17 protein-coding genes are annotated in these 14,619 nt (G+C 57.1%); 10 read left to right on the top strand and 7 right to left on the bottom strand.

What is annotated here, in order from left to right; all coding sequences use genetic code 11:
* The first annotated feature begins 7 nt into the window (after positions 1 to 7).
* Together osmW and osmV are read left to right on the top strand one after the other, a co-directional pair.
* Entirely contained in the window at positions 8 to 655 is a 648-nt protein-coding gene (gene osmW / locus FND52_RS04670) for an osmoprotectant ABC transporter permease OsmW (protein ID WP_144129654.1), read from the top strand.
* Entirely contained in the window at positions 655 to 1,800 is a 1,146-nt protein-coding gene (gene osmV, locus FND52_RS04665; RefSeq protein WP_125295243.1) for an osmoprotectant ABC transporter ATP-binding protein OsmV, read from the top strand. Before osmW ends, osmV begins: the two co-directional genes overlap by 1 nt.
* Positions 1,801 to 1,835: 35 nt before the next feature.
* On the opposite strand, the gene bioD is transcribed toward osmV, so the two are convergent.
* The 3 genes from bioD to FND52_RS04650 form a co-directional block, all read right to left on the bottom strand.
* Entirely contained in the window at positions 1,836 to 2,516 is a 681-nt protein-coding gene (bioD, locus tag FND52_RS04660; protein ID WP_125295242.1) for a dethiobiotin synthase, read from the bottom strand.
* Positions 2,517 to 2,639: 123 nt separating this feature from the next.
* Positions 2,640 to 3,857: a sugar metabolism global transcriptional regulator Mlc gene (gene mlc, locus FND52_RS04655; RefSeq protein WP_125295241.1), complete on the bottom strand. Its 1,218-nt coding sequence runs from the start codon at positions 3,855 to 3,857 to the stop codon at positions 2,640 to 2,642.
* Between the two features lie 106 nt (positions 3,858 to 3,963).
* Complete coding sequence (locus FND52_RS04650) at positions 3,964 to 4,884, bottom strand: LysR family transcriptional regulator (RefSeq protein ID WP_144129652.1); 921 nt, start codon at positions 4,882 to 4,884, stop codon at positions 3,964 to 3,966.
* A 99-nt stretch (positions 4,885 to 4,983) separates the two neighbouring features.
* Between FND52_RS04650 and FND52_RS04645 the strand changes: the two genes are divergently transcribed.
* From FND52_RS04645 to FND52_RS04635, 4 genes are all read left to right on the top strand, one after another.
* Positions 4,984 to 6,234, top strand: coding sequence for an MFS transporter (locus FND52_RS04645; RefSeq protein ID WP_125295239.1), 1,251 nt, complete (start codon positions 4,984 to 4,986; stop codon positions 6,232 to 6,234).
* 71 nt (positions 6,235 to 6,305) lie between these two features.
* Positions 6,306 to 7,790 (top strand): carboxypeptidase M32, encoded by a 1,485-nt coding sequence (locus FND52_RS04640; protein WP_144129650.1) that lies wholly within the window; start codon positions 6,306 to 6,308, stop codon positions 7,788 to 7,790.
* Between the two features lie 125 nt (positions 7,791 to 7,915).
* Positions 7,916 to 7,993 carry a small membrane protein YdgU gene (gene ydgU / locus FND52_RS22150; RefSeq protein WP_455708647.1) on the top strand — a complete coding sequence of 26 codons (78 nt, stop codon included), beginning with the start codon at positions 7,916 to 7,918 and terminating at the stop codon, positions 7,991 to 7,993.
* A 105-nt stretch (positions 7,994 to 8,098) separates the two neighbouring features.
* Positions 8,099 to 8,917, top strand: a complete 819-nt coding sequence (locus FND52_RS04635) for a trypsin-like serine peptidase (protein WP_144129648.1) — start codon at positions 8,099 to 8,101, stop codon at positions 8,915 to 8,917.
* A gap of 26 nt (positions 8,918 to 8,943) precedes the next feature.
* Here FND52_RS04635 and mdtI read toward each other — a convergent pair whose 3' ends face one another.
* From mdtI to FND52_RS22145, 3 genes are all read right to left on the bottom strand, one after another.
* Positions 8,944 to 9,273 (bottom strand): multidrug/spermidine efflux SMR transporter subunit MdtI, encoded by a 330-nt coding sequence (mdtI, locus tag FND52_RS04630; RefSeq protein ID WP_125295236.1) that lies wholly within the window; start codon positions 9,271 to 9,273, stop codon positions 8,944 to 8,946.
* Positions 9,260 to 9,625, bottom strand: a complete 366-nt coding sequence (gene mdtJ, locus FND52_RS04625; protein WP_167509333.1) for a multidrug/spermidine efflux SMR transporter subunit MdtJ — start codon at positions 9,623 to 9,625, stop codon at positions 9,260 to 9,262. The genes mdtI and mdtJ overlap by 14 nt, the downstream gene beginning before the upstream one ends.
* 127 nt (positions 9,626 to 9,752) lie before the next feature.
* A complete protein-coding gene (locus FND52_RS22145) occupies positions 9,753 to 9,848 on the bottom strand; it encodes a protein YdgV (protein ID WP_482762625.1) in 96 nt (31 codons plus the stop codon).
* Positions 9,849 to 10,093: 245 nt separating this feature from the next.
* Between FND52_RS22145 and FND52_RS04620 the strand changes: the two genes are divergently transcribed.
* A complete protein-coding gene (locus tag FND52_RS04620; protein WP_125295234.1) occupies positions 10,094 to 10,501 on the top strand; it encodes an ASCH domain-containing protein in 408 nt (135 codons plus the stop codon).
* Here FND52_RS04620 and FND52_RS04615 read toward each other — a convergent pair.
* Positions 10,498 to 10,902 carry a nucleotide triphosphate diphosphatase NUDT15 gene (locus FND52_RS04615; protein ID WP_125295233.1) on the bottom strand — a complete coding sequence of 135 codons (405 nt, stop codon included), beginning with the start codon at positions 10,900 to 10,902 and terminating at the stop codon, positions 10,498 to 10,500. The genes FND52_RS04620 and FND52_RS04615 overlap by 4 nt on opposite strands.
* A 150-nt stretch (positions 10,903 to 11,052) precedes the next feature.
* Here FND52_RS04615 and eptA point away from each other — a divergent pair, with 150 nt between their 5' ends.
* From eptA to pmrB, 3 genes are read left to right on the top strand one after another with little or no spacing between them, the layout of a single operon-like run.
* On the top strand, positions 11,053 to 12,687 hold the full coding sequence (eptA, locus tag FND52_RS04610) for a phosphoethanolamine transferase EptA (RefSeq protein WP_144129646.1): 1,635 nt from the start codon (positions 11,053 to 11,055) through the stop codon (positions 12,685 to 12,687).
* Positions 12,684 to 13,364 carry a two-component system response regulator PmrA gene (pmrA, locus tag FND52_RS04605; RefSeq protein WP_144129644.1) on the top strand — a complete coding sequence of 227 codons (681 nt, stop codon included), beginning with the start codon at positions 12,684 to 12,686 and terminating at the stop codon, positions 13,362 to 13,364. Before eptA ends, pmrA begins: the two co-directional genes overlap by 4 nt.
* On the top strand, positions 13,361 to 14,434 hold the full coding sequence (gene pmrB / locus FND52_RS04600; RefSeq protein WP_144129642.1) for a two-component system sensor histidine kinase PmrB: 1,074 nt from the start codon (positions 13,361 to 13,363) through the stop codon (positions 14,432 to 14,434). The genes pmrA and pmrB overlap by 4 nt, the downstream gene beginning before the upstream one ends.
* Positions 14,435 to 14,619 lie beyond the last annotated feature (185 nt).

Genomic DNA, 14,619 nt, shown 5'->3' with positions numbered 1-14,619 from the left:
CGACCCGATGGAGACGATTCATTACATGATGGATAACGCCGGGTATATCGGCGAGCTGACCCTTCAGCATTTGTGGCTGGTTGGGCTGGCGGTAGGCATGGCGATTGTGATTGGCGTGCCGCTGGGCGTGCTGATTGTGCGCCATAAATGGCTGGCGACCCCGGTACTTGGTATCGCCACCGTGATGTTGACCATTCCGTCCATCGCGCTGTTCGGCCTGATGATCCCGCTGTTTTCGCTGATCGGTCAGGGTATTGGCGCGGTGCCCGCCGTTACGGCGGTATTTCTTTACTCGCTGCTGCCGATTGTGCGCAACACCCACACCGCGCTGGAGAGCCTGCCGCCGGGGCTGCGTGAAGCCGGGCGCGGCATCGGCATGACCTTCTGGCAGCGCCTGCGTTGGGTGGAAATCCCGATCGCCCTGCCGGTGATCTTCGGCGGCATTCGCACCGCGGTGGTGATGAACATCGGCGTAATGGCGATTGCGGCGGTGATCGGCGCGGGTGGCCTGGGATTGCTATTGCTTAACGGCATCGGCGGCAGCGACATCCGTATGCTGATCGCAGGTGCGGTAATGATTTGCCTGTTGGCGATTGTACTTGACTGGATGCTGCACCGTTTACAAGTGCTGCTGACTCCGAAGGGGATACGATAATGATAAAACTGGAAAACCTCACCAAACAGTTCACACAGAAAAACGGCCAGACCTTTAAAGCCGTGGATAACGTTAATCTCAACGTGCCGGAAGGCGAGATGTGCGTGCTGCTCGGCCCTTCCGGCTGCGGCAAAACCACCACGCTGAAAATGATTAACCGGCTTATCGCCCCCAGCAGCGGCACTATTCTGATTAACGGTAAAGACACTCAAGAGATGGATACCGTGACGCTGCGCCGCAACATTGGCTATGTGATCCAGCAAATTGGTTTGTTCCCGAATATGACCATCGAGGAGAACATCACCGTAGTGCCACGTATGCTGGGCTGGGATAAAGCCCGCTATCAGGCGCGCGCGGCGGAGTTGATGGACATGGTGGCGCTGGACCCGAAAAAATTCCTCCACCGCTACCCCAAAGAGATGTCCGGCGGGCAGCAGCAGCGTATCGGCGTGATCCGCGCCCTGGCGGCGGATCCGCCGGTGCTGCTGATGGATGAGCCTTTCGGCGCGGTCGACCCGATTAACCGTGAAGTGATCCAGAACCAGTTTCTGGAAATGCAGCGCCAGCTTAAAAAGACCGTGATGCTGGTGAGCCATGATATTGATGAAGCGCTGAAGCTGGGCGACCGCATCGCGGTGTTCCGCCAGGGGCGCATCGTGCAGTGCGCCAGCCCGGACGAACTGCTGGCGAAACCGGCCAATGAGTTTGTTGGCTCGTTTGTCGGCCAGGACCGCACCCTGAAGCGTCTGCTACTGGTGCAGGCTGGCGACGTGACCGACCAGCAGCCGACCATCACGGTGCAGGCGTCGACGCCGCTATCAGAAGCCTTCGCAATTATGGATGACAACGATCAGCGCTCGGTCACCGTGGTGGACGGCGATTCCAAACCGATTGGTTTCGTGAAACGCCGGGAAGCGCGCGGTGCGACGGGCGTTTGTGGCGATATCCTGCACCCGTTCCGTATCACCGGCAAGGCGGAGGACAACCTGCGCGTGGTGCTGTCGCGCCTGTATGAGCACAACACGGTATGGATGCCGATTGTCGATGAGGATGGGCGCTACAGCGGAGAGATTTCGCAAGATTATATCGCCGACTATTTGAGTTCAGGGCGAACCCGTCGGGCGTTGAATATTCACGGGGAATAAACAGAAAAGGGATACTCACGTATCCCTTTTTCTTATCAGGCGCTCAGCTGGATATGCGCCGCAGGTAGCTGGATGTAACGGGCCAGATCGCGCTGCTCGGCGCGCGGCAAATACGGCAACTCACCCATTAACGGTGCCGGGATTTTTTTACTCAGCACCTCAATGATTTCCGCGTAGTGCGCCAGGCCCGGATTGATACGGTTTGCCACCCAACCCACCAGCGGCAACCCGTCGCTGGCGATCGCCTGAGCGGTCAGCAGGGCGTGGTTGATACACCCTTCCTGAATCCCCACCACCATCACCACCGGTAGCTGTTCCTGAACGACCCACTCCGACAGCGGCCGCAAATCGTTCATCAGGCTGCGCCAGCCGCCTGTGCCCTCCACTACCACGTGATCGGCCTGGGCGCTGAGCTGGCTCAGCGTATCGGTCAACAGGGGATAATTGATGGGGAAACTGTGCGCCACGCTGCTTTCATCTTCGCTCAGCGCAATCGGATTGATCGTTGAATAAGGCAATGCCAGAGTGGACACGCTTTGCAACACCAGGGCGTCTTTATTGCGTAACCCCTCCGGCGTCTCTTTACTGCTTTTGGCGACAGGTTTAAAACCCACTACGCTTTTCCCTTCCGCCGCCAGGGCCTGAAGCAGCGCACGGGAAACGACCGTTTTACCAACAGCTGTATCTGTACCCGTTACAAAGAAACGCTTAAACATCACAAACTCCAGGTTATGCTCTTAAAATATATTGATTCGGAATAATTCAATATCGAAAGTCTAAGAGAAGACATCTGGAGTCAGCTTGAGATAGCGCAATTTTTAGTGGATTATGAAAATTTGTTAACCCTGCAACAGACGAATCAACAGCGATCCCGTATACATCGCGTCTTTGACCAGCGCCGCACCTGCCATGGTGCCCTGATTGGTAAACTGCGTGCTCTCCACTACCGTATTGCGACTGTAAGCTGGTAGCGCCTGCTGGCGAATGCAGTCGGCGATGGCCGGAAACAAAATATCCGACGCCCGGTTGAGCGGCGAACCAATCAAGATTTTCTGCGGATTAAACAGGTTAACCATGATCGCCAGAATGCGACCAACGTTGGTCCCTACCCCGACGATAATATCCCGCGCCAGCAAATCGCCTTTAAGCGCCGCTTCGCATAGCGTATCCACATTCAGCGGCTGGCCATGCAGCATCGATCCCATAGACTGGTTCATGCGCTGCTGCGCCAGCTCCAGCACGCTATCGATGCTGGCGATGGTTTCCAGACAGCCGTGGTTGCCGCAGTAACAGCGTTTGCCATACGGATCGACCTGGGTATGGCCGATCTCCACCAGGCTGCTGCTGCCCGCGTGAAGTAATCGCCCGTCAGTGACCACGCCCGCGCCGACGTTATGGTCGATCACCACCTGAATCACGTCCCGCGCGCCGCGCGATGCACCAAACAGCGATTCCGCCATGGTCCAGGCGCTGATGTCGTGCTGAATAAACACCGGCACCCCGGTGCGGTTTTCCAGCGCCGGGCCGAGGGGCATTTCCTGCACGTCATAAAACGGCATGCGATGCACCACACCGTTTTCAGTATCGATAATCCCCGGGAGCGTAATGGCGATAGCCGTCAGCCGTTCGAGCTTTTGCTGATGGCGAATAAAAAATTGATCGATATGGGCGATGATGCGCTCCAGCAACGGCTGCTGGTCCTGCTGCGGCAGCGCCAGTTGCTCTTCCACTACCAGTTTGCTGCTGAGATCGCGTAGCGCAAGGTTGATTTCCCCACGATTAATGCGCACCGACAAATAGTGCCAGGCTTCGGTTTCCACCATCAATCCCACCGCCGGACGCCCACGGCTGCCCGGCTCCTGGATTTCGGTTTCCTGCACCAGATGCGCTTCAATCATTTCGCGGACGATTTTAGTGATACTGGCAGGCGCCAGCTGCGCCAGACGCGAAAGGTCAATACGGGACACCGGGCCAAGTTGGTCTATCAGACGATACACCACACCGGCATTCGTCTGTTTAATCTGATCAATATGGCCCGGTTGACTATCAGCAACCACTGCAATCTCCCTTTATTTTCGGGCTTCGAAATAAACTTACGCTATGGTGAAGCACATCAATACGAGCCGTCAAATTTTTAGTCATGGTTGTGATTTACAGCACGTTTTAACGTGGCGTTGCGCTGTTTTTGCGCACGCTGAGCGCGTCGTTGAGTAATTGCATAAACCGCAGAGCGGCGGCGCTTTTCTCGTGATGTTTCGACCAAACCAGCCACATTTCTGAGACAGCATCGGCTTCGGTTATCGGCAACCAGCGCATTTCATTCAGTTGAATGCGCTGGAACGACGCCGGTAGGATTGATACGCCCAGTCCGGCAGCTACCAGGCCGATAATGGTCATCGCCTCGCCCACCTCCTGGGCAATCAGCGGCTGGACATCAAAACGGTGCAGCAAGCCGAGAATATCGTCATACAGCCCGGTGCCGACGTGGGGGTCGAAAAACACAAACGGCTGATCTGCCAGCTCGCGCAGTGAAATCGTGGGCCTGGCCGCCAGCGGGTTTTCGCGGTGCACCATTGCCATCAGCGGTTCGCGCAAAATCAGCTGCCAGTCTAGGGTGTCCGGTAAATGGGTATTGCGCATCAATCCCAGCTCCAGCTCCCCCTCATTCAGCGGCGCGATTTGCGCCCGGGTGTTGATTTCCAGGGTCTGTAAATGCACGTCCGGGTAGCCCCGGCGAAACTGCGACAGGCTATCGGAAATCGGTTTGATAAACGGCGCGGATGAAGTAAAGCCGATGCGCAGCTCGCCGGTCTCACCCTGATGCAGCCGCGCCGCGCGCACCGCCGCCGCCTCGACCTGGCTTAAAATCTGGCGGCTGTCGGCCAGAAACTGCGCCCCTGCCGCCGTCAGGCTGACGCTGCGATTAGTGCGCGCCAGCAGCTTCGCCCCGACCTGCGCTTCCAGAATTTGAATTTGCTGGCTGAGCGGCGGCTGGGAAATATTCAGCCGCGCCGCCGCCCGGCCAAAGTGGAGTTCTTCCGCCACCGCCACGAAATAACGCAAATGCCGCAGTTCAATATTCATATTTAATACATATCATTTGAGATTATTAATATATTAGACAGAATATTTGGCACTTTCTACTCTGTTAATAGTCTGTTCCGTTATCCACAAGGATCTGTTTTGAGCCGTACATCCACCGTCTCGTCTGATTCGGCTGTTCAGCCAGACGTCATTAACGCACCCCAGCCCACTTCATTTATTACCCGCGGTACGCCGCAGTTTATGCGCGTGACGCTGGCGCTGTTCTCAGCCGGTCTGGCGACCTTCGCCCTGCTGTATTGTGTGCAGCCGATCCTGCCGGTGCTGTCCCATGAATTCGGGGTATCTCCGGCCAGCAGCAGTATTTCGCTCTCTGTCGCCACCGGATTAATGGCGCTGGGGCTGCTGTTTACCGGGCCGCTTTCCGATGCCATCGGGCGTAAAAACGTGATGGTTACCGCCCTGCTGCTGGCCTCCTGCTGTACGCTGCTCTCCACCCAGATGACCAGCTGGCACGGCATTTTGATCATGCGCGCGCTGATTGGCCTGTCGCTGAGCGGCGTGGCGGCGGTGGGCATGACCTATTTAAGCGAAGAGATCCACCCGAGCTTTGTGGCGTTTTCCATGGGGCTGTACATCAGCGGTAACTCCATCGGCGGGATGAGCGGACGCCTGCTGAGCGGCGTGATCACCGATTTCTTCGACTGGCGCGTGGCGGTAGGCGCGATCGGCTGTTTTGCGCTGGCGGCGGCGCTGATGTTCTGGAAAATCCTGCCCGCCTCGCGCCATTTCCGCCCCGCCTCGCTGCGGCCCAAAAGCCTGTTTATCAACTTCCGTCTGCACTGCCGGGACGACGGCCTGCCGCTGCTGTTCGCGGTGGGTTTCCTGCTGATGGGCGCGTTCGTGACGCTGTTTAACTACATCGGCTACCGTCTGATGCTCTCGCCGTGGCATCTCAGCCAGGCGGTAGTGGGCCTGCTTTCCGTGGCCTACCTCACCGGTACCTGGAGTTCGCCGAAAGCCGGCGCGCTGTCGGTGCGCTACGGGCGCGGCCCGGTGATGGTCAGCTTTACCGGCATTATGCTGCTCGGGCTGCTGTTAACCCTGCTGCCATCGTTGTGGGCGATCTTTGCCGGGATGCTGCTGTTTTCAGCGGGATTCTTTGGTGCCCATTCGGTTGCCAGCAGTTGGATCGGCCACCGCGCGAAACGCGCCAAAGGCCAGGCCTCGTCGCTGTATCTGTTTAGCTATTACGTGGGCTCCAGCGTGGCCGGTACGCTCGGCGGCGTGTTCTGGCACCGCTACGGCTGGAACGGCGTCGGCGGATTTATCGCCCTGCTGCTGTTGCTGGCGATCCTGACCGGTTGGCGGCTGCACCACCGCGCGCACTGATTTCCGGGCCTCGTGTTTCCGCCCCGGTAGTGGTACTTTTCACACTACGCTCCACCTGCACACGAGGCTTTATGGAAAATACTCATTATCAAAAACTTACCAAAACCTTTGCTCGCCTGTCCCGCTTCTCCCACCTCTCCGCCATTGCCGGTTGGGATATGTTCGCCATGATGCCGCCCAACGGCAGCAAAGCGCGTTCCGAAGCGTTAGCGGAAATGAGCGTGCTGTGCCACCAAATCCTTACCAGCCAGGAAGTGGCGCGGGCGCTGTCCGACGCGGAGCAGGAGGATTTAAACGATCTGGAACGCGCCAACCTGCGCGAAATGACCCGCCAGTATCAGCAAGCGGCGCTGCTGCCGGAGTCGCTGGTCGAGGCGAAATCCCTGGCGGGCAGCCGCTGCGAACACGCCTGGCGCACTCAGCGCCCGAATAACGACTGGCAAGGCTTTGCGGAAAACCTCAAACAGGTGGTGAAGTACAGCCGCGAAGAGGCGGCGCTGCGTGCCGCGCAGCGAGGCGGTTCACGCTATGACGCCCTGCTGGATATCTACGAGCCGGATATGACCAGCGCGCGTCTCGATGCCCTGTTCGGCGATTTGAAAAGCTGGCTGCCGGATTTATTGGCTCGCGCCACCGAGAAACAGGCGCAGAAAACCCTGATTGCCCCGCAAGGCCCGTTCCCCACCGCGCAGCAGCGCGAGTTAGGGCTGGATGCCATGAAGCTGCTGGGATTTGATTTTGACGGCGGTCGGCTGGACGTCAGCGCCCATCCGTTTTGCGGCGGCGTGCCGGAGGACGTGCGCATCACCACGCGCTATAACGAAAACGAACTGTTCAGCGCCCTGTTCGGCGTGATCCATGAAACCGGCCACGCCCGCTACGAACAAAACCTGCCGCGCGAGTGGCTGGGCCAGCCAGTGGCCCTGGCGCGTTCTACCGCGCTGCATGAGTCGCAAAGCCTGTTTTTCGAAATGCAATTAGGGCGTAGCGAAGCGTTTCTTACCCGCCTGTTGCCGCACATCACCGCGCGTTTTGGCAATCAGCCTGCGTTTGAGCGCGATAACTACATCGCATGGAACCAGCGCGTTAAGCCGGGCTACATTCGCGTGGATGCCGATGAAGTGAGCTATCCGGCGCACGTGGTGCTGCGTTATGAAATTGAGCGGGCGCTGATTGAAGGCGAAATCGAAGTCGATGATATCCCGGCGCTGTGGGACGAAAAAATGCAGCACTGGCTGGGGCTGACGACCAAAGACGATTACCGCAACGGCTGTATGCAGGATATTCACTGGACCGACGGCGGATTCGGCTACTTCCCGTCCTATACCTTAGGCGCGATGTACGCTGCCCAACTGTTTCACGCCGCCCGCCGGGCGCTGCCGTCCCTCGAGCGGGACATCGCCAACGGCGACTTCACGGCGCTGTTCGACTGGCTGCGCCAGAACATCTGGCAGCACGGCAGCCGCTTTAACACGGCGCAGCTGGTGATCAACGCCACCGGCGAAGATCTCAATCCGCACTACTTCAGGAAGCATCTGGAAACGCGCTATTTGTAAAACGCCGCGCCGGGTTAACGCCCGGCGCTGTACATTGCGTTACACGCCGTTACCACTGCCTCACGGAACCTCTGCATTATCAGCACTATAGTGCCCCCATCGCTTATCGTAAAAGGCAGGTTCAGATGCGCCGTTATCTGTTCGAGATCCTTTTTGTCTCTCTCATTCTGTGCGCCATGGTATCGGCCTCGTTCTACTGGTAAAACCCCGTAGCATGCTGATTTTATTCCCTCTTTATAACCAGCCCGTCTATAATCAACATCAATGGGTTTACTTTAATAATCATAATTGCCCCACCAGAGAGTGATATGCGCAAAACCGTTGTGTTAATTCTGGGAACCGTTTTTCTGAGCGTTTTTCCTGCCCATGCGGACGTCGGCGAGCCGCCGGAAGCCACCGCTAACGAGGTTAAGACGCTGTTTTTCGGTCATGACGACCGGCAGCGCATCACCGATCCGACGCAATCGCCGTGGGACGCCATCGGCCAACTGGAGACCGAAAGCGGCAACCTGTGCACCGCGACGCTGATCTCTTCGCATCTGGCGCTCACCGCCGGGCATTGCCTGCTGGCCCCGCCGCGCGGCAAGCTCGATAAGCCGGTGGCGCTGCGTTTTGTGTCTCTCAAGGGCAAATGGCGTTACGAAATTCACGGTATTGAAGGCCGCGTGGAATCGAATCTGGGCAGGCGACTTAAGGCCGACGGCGACGGCTGGATCGTCCCACCCTCCGCTGCACCGGATGATTTTGGTTTGATTGTGTTGCGTAACCCGCCTTCGGCGATTACCCCGCTGCCGCTGTTTGCCGGCGACCGGACGGACCTCACCGCCGCGCTTAAAACCGCTGACCGTAAAGTCACCCAGGCGGGTTATCCGGAAGATCATCTGGATAATCTATACAGCCATCAGGACTGTATTGTTACCGGCTGGGCGCAGAAATCGGTGCTGTCGCATCAGTGCGATACCCTGCCCGGCGATAGCGGTTCCCCGCTGATGCTCAATACCGAAAACGGCTGGCAGTTGATTGGTGTACAAAGTTCGGCACCCGCGGCCAAAGACCGCTGGCGCGCGGATAACCGCGCCATCTCGGTCACCGGTTTTCGGGAGAAGCTGGAACAGCTGGCCCAATAGCGGTCGCGACGGCGCGGTTCACAACGTCAGGCGAGTTTAATCAATACCATTCCCACCAGCAGCAGGGCTAAACCGGCCCAGCCTTTGCGGTTAAGGCGCTGGCCGAACAGGATCCAGCCCGCCGCGACGGTGGCGGCGATGCCGAATCCGCCCCACAGGGCGTAAGCCACGGAAAGCTCGATGCCCTTTACCGCCTGCCCGAGGGCGCTAAACGCGGCCAGCACCGCCACCAGTGAAAACACGCCATACAGCGGGCGGCGAAAACCGTCAGAGAATTTCAAAAAGATGTTAGCGGCGATTTCCAGCACAATCGCCAGAACCAGCCACGCGCCGTGGATCCATTCAAACTGCGACATGGGAACCCCCGACCTGCGGCTTTTTCACTTTGCGGGTGCCCGATTTAATCAATACGATCCCCGCGACCAGCGTGGCTAAACCCGCCACTTTTACCATCGACAGGCTTTCATCAAATAACCAGACGCTGAACACCGTAATAATTAAAATACCGATGCCTTCCCACAGAGCATAGGCCACCCCAAGGGCGATACGCTTAACCGAAAACGACAGAAAAATATAAGACAGGCTGATCATCACCAGCATAAAAATAAACGCGGTGGAACTTCCGCTCTGGCTGGCCCATTTTAACGACAGCGTTCCGGTAATTTCGGCAATAATCGCCAGACCTAATAAAGCCCAATAAAACATGATTTTTCCCCTGCATGAGAAAATAATTCACCACAGCCTGCCGCGCCACATTTTCATGGCGGCAAACCGATAAAATAGAGCTGAGAGCGTGGCTACGCGGTGCGCAGACGCCAGAGTTCACATGCAGGGACTAAAGCGCGTTGCGCCAGTGCTGTTCACCAAATTGATGACAAGAAAGGGGGAATACGTGTGGGGATAACAATAACGTCCTGAACAGATTGTCCATAATTTTCCAACTTATCCGCGGTATTGCTTCTCTTCGTTGCGGATGAAAATTGTCCTCGGTAGTTAAACACGCTGGAATTAAACCATAGCCGTTGGGTTTACTCAATCTCTTTTCAATTCTTTACTGAGACTTTGCTTATCACGCTATTTTTTCGCCGCAGGTAAATTTTATTTTCTTTTTTCATCGCGCCCTGCTATTGATACCGCCGGACATTTTCCGCGTTAAATAAATAATAAGGAATAAAAATGACAACTACCCTGAACAGGCTCCAACAACGTTACCCTCAGGCAGCGATTTGGGGATTTGGCGATTCGCCACAGATGGCCGACGAGCTCGCCGCGCTGGTAATACAGGGACGCAAGCGCGCCAGCTGCAGTGCGCTGGTCTCTTATCTTAAAGAGCCGATATTGCCCGGCAGCTACAACATCATTCTTAACGGACGCGACGAGCCGGTATGCGTGATCCGCACCACCGTGCTACGGGTGGTGCGCTACGGCGACGTGACCGCCGAGCTGGCGAGCCGTGAAGGCGAAGGCGACCTCAGTCTGGCTTACTGGCAAGGCTCACATCAGGCTTTCTTCGAACGTGAAGGTACCTGGGCGCCGGAGATGGAACTGGTGTTCGAAGAGTTCGAGCTGGTAGAAGTGGTTTAACGCAGCGCGTCCAGCCCGTAATGCGCAATCAGCGTTTGCAGCGGGGCGAACAGCGGCGACGGCAGCGCATCCGGGGAAAACCACTGCCAGCCGTCGCACTTTTCCGGCTCGCGGCATTCAGGCTCGCCCTGCGCATCGCGGCTCACCATAAACAGCGTGATGTAGTGTTTACCCACCTCGTGAAACACGTCGCTGACAAACCGCCCCGGTTCAAGTTGCTCCAGCGTTAGCCCGGTTTCTTCGGCGGTTTCCCGGCATGCGCAGGCTTCCGGGGTTTCGCCATACTCCAGATGCCCGCCGGGCGCGGACCATGTCGCCGCGCCGTGGCTGCCCTTGCGCCGCCCTAACAGCAGTTTTCCATCCCGAAAAATCAATACTCCAACGCCAATTTGCGGTGACATAAATGCTCCTTTGTTACTGCCCCCAGACCGCTCGCACAGTAAAAGGTTTTCGGCAACGCTTCAAGTACCGGGTCCAACCTTAAGTCTCTTAAGCTTTTCCTAATTTTACTTTGGCATCCTGCACGCATTGAAATGACTGGATGCCCTGCTATGCCCTTCCCGCGCCTGAAAAGACCGACCCTGAGTCGGATTGCGTTTATCAGCCTGTTTTCGGCCTATATCGCACTGTTTTTAAATTTCGCTTTTTACCATCAGGTATTGAGCGTGTTTCCGTTGACCTCACCGCGCAATATTCTGGTGTTTATCACCATGCCGCTGGTGATTTTTTGCGTAGTCAGCAGTGTGGCGATCGTGGCCTCGCTGGTAAAACTGGACCGGCTGGTGATTGCGCTGTTTATTCTGGTCAGTGCCTCGGCGCAATATTTTATCCTGACCTACGGCATCGTCATGGACCGTTCGATGATCGCCAATATGCTCGACACCACCGCCTCCGAAACCTTTGCCCTGCTTACGCCGCAGCTCGCGCTGACGCTGGTGTTTTCCGGCGTGCTGATGGCGATGCTGGCGTTCTGGGTGCGGGTAAAAGAGGCCGCGTCCTGGCGTCGGTTTGCCCATCGCGCCCTGAGCCTGATCGGCTGCGCCGCCGTGGTGGTGGTGGTGGCGCTGCTGTTTTATAAAGATTACGCTTCGCTGTTTCGCAATAACAAAGAGCTGGTGAAGGCGATCAACCCGTCCAATACCGTGGCCGCTGGCTGGTCGTGGTACGTGCATAACCGGGAAGACAACCTGCCGCTGGTGAAAATCGGTGAGGATGCAACGCAAAACCCGCTGATGCGCCAGGGCAAGAAAAACCTGACCATCTTAGTCCTCGGGGAAACCTCCCGGGCGGATAATTTCTCGTTAGGCGGCTACGCCCGGCAAACCAATCCTCAGCTGGCGCAGCGCAACGTGGTCTACTTCCCACATACCACCTCCTGCGGCACCGCCACCGCCGTCTCCGTGCCCTGCATGTTTTCCAATATGCCGCGCGCTCGCTACGACGAGGCGCTGGCCCATCATCAGGAAGGCATGTTAGACATCATCCAGCGCGCCGGTATTCAGGTGTTGTGGAATGAAAACGACGGCGGCTGCAAAGGCGCATGCGATCGCGTTCCCCATCAGGATATGACTAAACTGAACCTGCCCGGCCAGTGTATTGATGGCGAATGCTATGACGAGGTGCTGTTCCACGGGCTGGATGAGTATATCGACAAGCTGACCGGCGACGGCGTGATTGTTCTGCATACCATCGGCAGCCATGGGCCGACCTACTTTAACCGCTATCCGGCGCAGTTCCGTAAATTTACCCCGACCTGCGACACGAACCAGATCCAGACCTGTACGGCGGAACAGTTAACCAATACCTACGACAACACGCTGTTATACGTAGATTATGTGGTGTCGAAAGCGATCGATATTCTGAAAGCGCACCAGGATAAATTCACCACCAGCCTGGTTTATCTCTCCGATCACGGCGAGTCGCTGGGCGAAGACGGCGTCTATTTGCACGGTCTACCCTACCGCATCGCACCGGCAACCCAGAAACATGTACCGATGCTGTTATGGTTATCCGACGACTATCAAAAACGCTATTCTGTGGATCGGGATTGCCTGAATAAACGCGCCGCACAGGACGCCTCACAGGATAATTTATTTTCGACCATGCTGGGGCTGACGGGCACCCAAACCAAAGAGTATATTCCGTCCGACGATCTGGTGGCGACGTGCAGGGGGACAACGCGATGAAAATATTAGTAGTAGAAGACGATGCGCTGCTGCTACAGGGGCTGCTGATGGCGCTTCAGGGCGAAGGTTACGCCTGTGACGGCGTCTCCACAGCCCGGGCGGCGGAGGCCAGTCTGCTGGCCGGGCAATACAGCCTGATGATCCTCGATCTTGGCCTGCCCGACGAGGACGGTTTGCACGTGCTGTTACGCCTGCGTCGCCAGAAAATGATGCTGCCGGTGTTAATTTTGACGGCGCGCGACTCGGTGAACGAGCGCATCGCCGGGCTGGACGCCGGTGCCGATGATTACCTGATCAAGCCCTTCGCGCTGGACGAACTGCTGGCGCGCATTCGCGCCCTGATCCGCCGCCACGCCAACCAGGCAGACAATACCCTGGCGGTGGGTAATCTGACGCTGGATATGACCCACCGAACCGCCAGACTTGACGGCGTGCAGGTGGAACTGACGCCGAAAGAGTACGCCATTCTGTGCCGTTTGATGCTGAAAGCGGGCCACCCGGTACACCGGGAAATCCTCTATAACGACATCTACAATTGGGACAATGAGCCCTCTACCAACACCCTTGAAGTGCATATCCACAATCTGCGCGACAAAATCGGCAAAGCAACGATCCGCACCGTGCGCGGCTTCGGCTATGCGCTCATCAAGCCAGGCGAGGAAAGCGAACCACTATGAGGGCATTGATTACCCGGCTGGGCAGCCACCGCACGCTACGCTTTCGCCTGTTGCTGGCGATCGGCCTGATTCTGGTGGTGTGCCAGGCCATTAGCGTGGTGTGGCTGTGGCACGAAAGTAAAGAGCAGATCTCGTTTCTGGTGGACGAGGCGCTGCATAACCGCAACAACCAGTGGCACATTGAAAAAGAGATTGTCGAAGCGGTGGCCAGCCTGGCGCTGCCCAGCCTGGTGATGATTTCCCTGGCGCTGCTGCTCTGTTTCCAGGCAGTGAAATGGATCACCCGCCCGCTTCAGGAGCTCCAGCGCCATCTCGACAGCCGCAGTGAAGATAACCTTGAACCCATCGGCTACCTCAGTTCGGTACGGGAAATCGACGCGGTGACACACGCCATTAATCATCTTGTGTCACGATTGACCGTCACGCTTGAGCGCGAGCGGCTGTTCACCGCCGATGTCGCTCATGAACTGCGCACCCCGCTAGCCGGGCTGCGGCTACATCTGGAACTGATCGAAAAGGCGCATCACGTGGATGTAAAACCGCTATTACAGCGTCTCGATCAAATGACGCAAAGCGTATCCCAACTGCTGCAACTGGCGCGGGTCGGGCAATCCTTCGCTTCCGGCGATTATCAGCAGGTGCCGTTACTGGCCGAGGTGATTGAACCGATGCGGGGGGAATTCGAGGCTATGCTGCACACCCGCCATCAGCGGCTGCAGGTTGTCGCCCCTCAGGACGTCACCGTGCGCGGCGACGCGACGCTACTGCGCGCCATGCTGCGTAATCTGGTGGAAAACGCCCATCGCTACAGCCCGGAAAACACCAACGTGTTTATTCGCGTGGAAACCGCCCCGCATCCGCTGCTGGTGGTGGAAGATGAAGGGCCGGGCATTGACGAAACTAAAAGCGGCGAACTCAGCAAAGCCTTTGTGCGTATGGACCGCCGCTACGGGGGGATTGGCCTGGGGTTAAGCATCGTTACCCGTATCGTCCAGTTGCATCAGGCGCAGTTTATCCTTGATAACCGCAGCCCTGGCCCGGGCTGCCGGGCGCGGGTGCGGTTTCTGTGATAAAGGTTATGTTGTATTCTTGCCAAAATGCCTGAAATTGAACCAATAATGGAGGCTGACTGAAAATGACGATGGTATTTATCCCTGCGCTTAGACGATGTCTGGAATGAAGGGTTAATGTACAAGAAAAATAAATGTCTGTGAAAATGATAGAGGAAGTAGCTACAGCCGAAGGCAATTAAATG

Source organism: Atlantibacter subterraneus (assembly GCF_007570865.1).
GTDB classification, from domain to species: Bacteria; Pseudomonadota; Gammaproteobacteria; order Enterobacterales; family Enterobacteriaceae; genus Atlantibacter; species Atlantibacter subterraneus.
Note: the sequence above shows the minus strand (reverse complement) of the source record. Positions and strands in the feature narration are given on the sequence as shown.

Coding starts and splice junctions, on each gene's coding strand:
- osmW (WP_144129654.1), top strand. CDS start 8: ATGGAGACGATTCATTACATGATGGATAACGCCGGGTATATCGGCGAG.
- osmV (WP_125295243.1), top strand. CDS start 655: ATGATAAAACTGGAAAACCTCACCAAACAGTTCACACAGAAAAACGGC.
- bioD (WP_125295242.1), bottom strand. CDS start 2,516: ATGTTTAAGCGTTTCTTTGTAACGGGTACAGATACAGCTGTTGGTAAA.
- FND52_RS04650 (WP_144129652.1), bottom strand. CDS start 4,884: ATGAATATTGAACTGCGGCATTTGCGTTATTTCGTGGCGGTGGCGGAA.
- FND52_RS04640 (WP_144129650.1), top strand. CDS start 6,306: ATGGAAAATACTCATTATCAAAAACTTACCAAAACCTTTGCTCGCCTG.
- ydgU (WP_455708647.1), top strand. CDS start 7,916: ATGCGCCGTTATCTGTTCGAGATCCTTTTTGTCTCTCTCATTCTGTGC.
- FND52_RS04635 (WP_144129648.1), top strand. CDS start 8,099: ATGCGCAAAACCGTTGTGTTAATTCTGGGAACCGTTTTTCTGAGCGTT.
- mdtI (WP_125295236.1), bottom strand. CDS start 9,273: ATGTCGCAGTTTGAATGGATCCACGGCGCGTGGCTGGTTCTGGCGATT.
- FND52_RS22145 (WP_482762625.1), bottom strand. CDS start 9,848: ATGGACAATCTGTTCAGGACGTTATTGTTATCCCCACACGTATTCCCC.
- FND52_RS04620 (WP_125295234.1), top strand. CDS start 10,094: ATGACAACTACCCTGAACAGGCTCCAACAACGTTACCCTCAGGCAGCG.
- FND52_RS04615 (WP_125295233.1), bottom strand. CDS start 10,902: ATGTCACCGCAAATTGGCGTTGGAGTATTGATTTTTCGGGATGGAAAA.
- eptA (WP_144129646.1), top strand. CDS start 11,053: ATGCCCTTCCCGCGCCTGAAAAGACCGACCCTGAGTCGGATTGCGTTT.
- pmrA (WP_144129644.1), top strand. CDS start 12,684: ATGAAAATATTAGTAGTAGAAGACGATGCGCTGCTGCTACAGGGGCTG.
- pmrB (WP_144129642.1), top strand. CDS start 13,361: ATGAGGGCATTGATTACCCGGCTGGGCAGCCACCGCACGCTACGCTTT.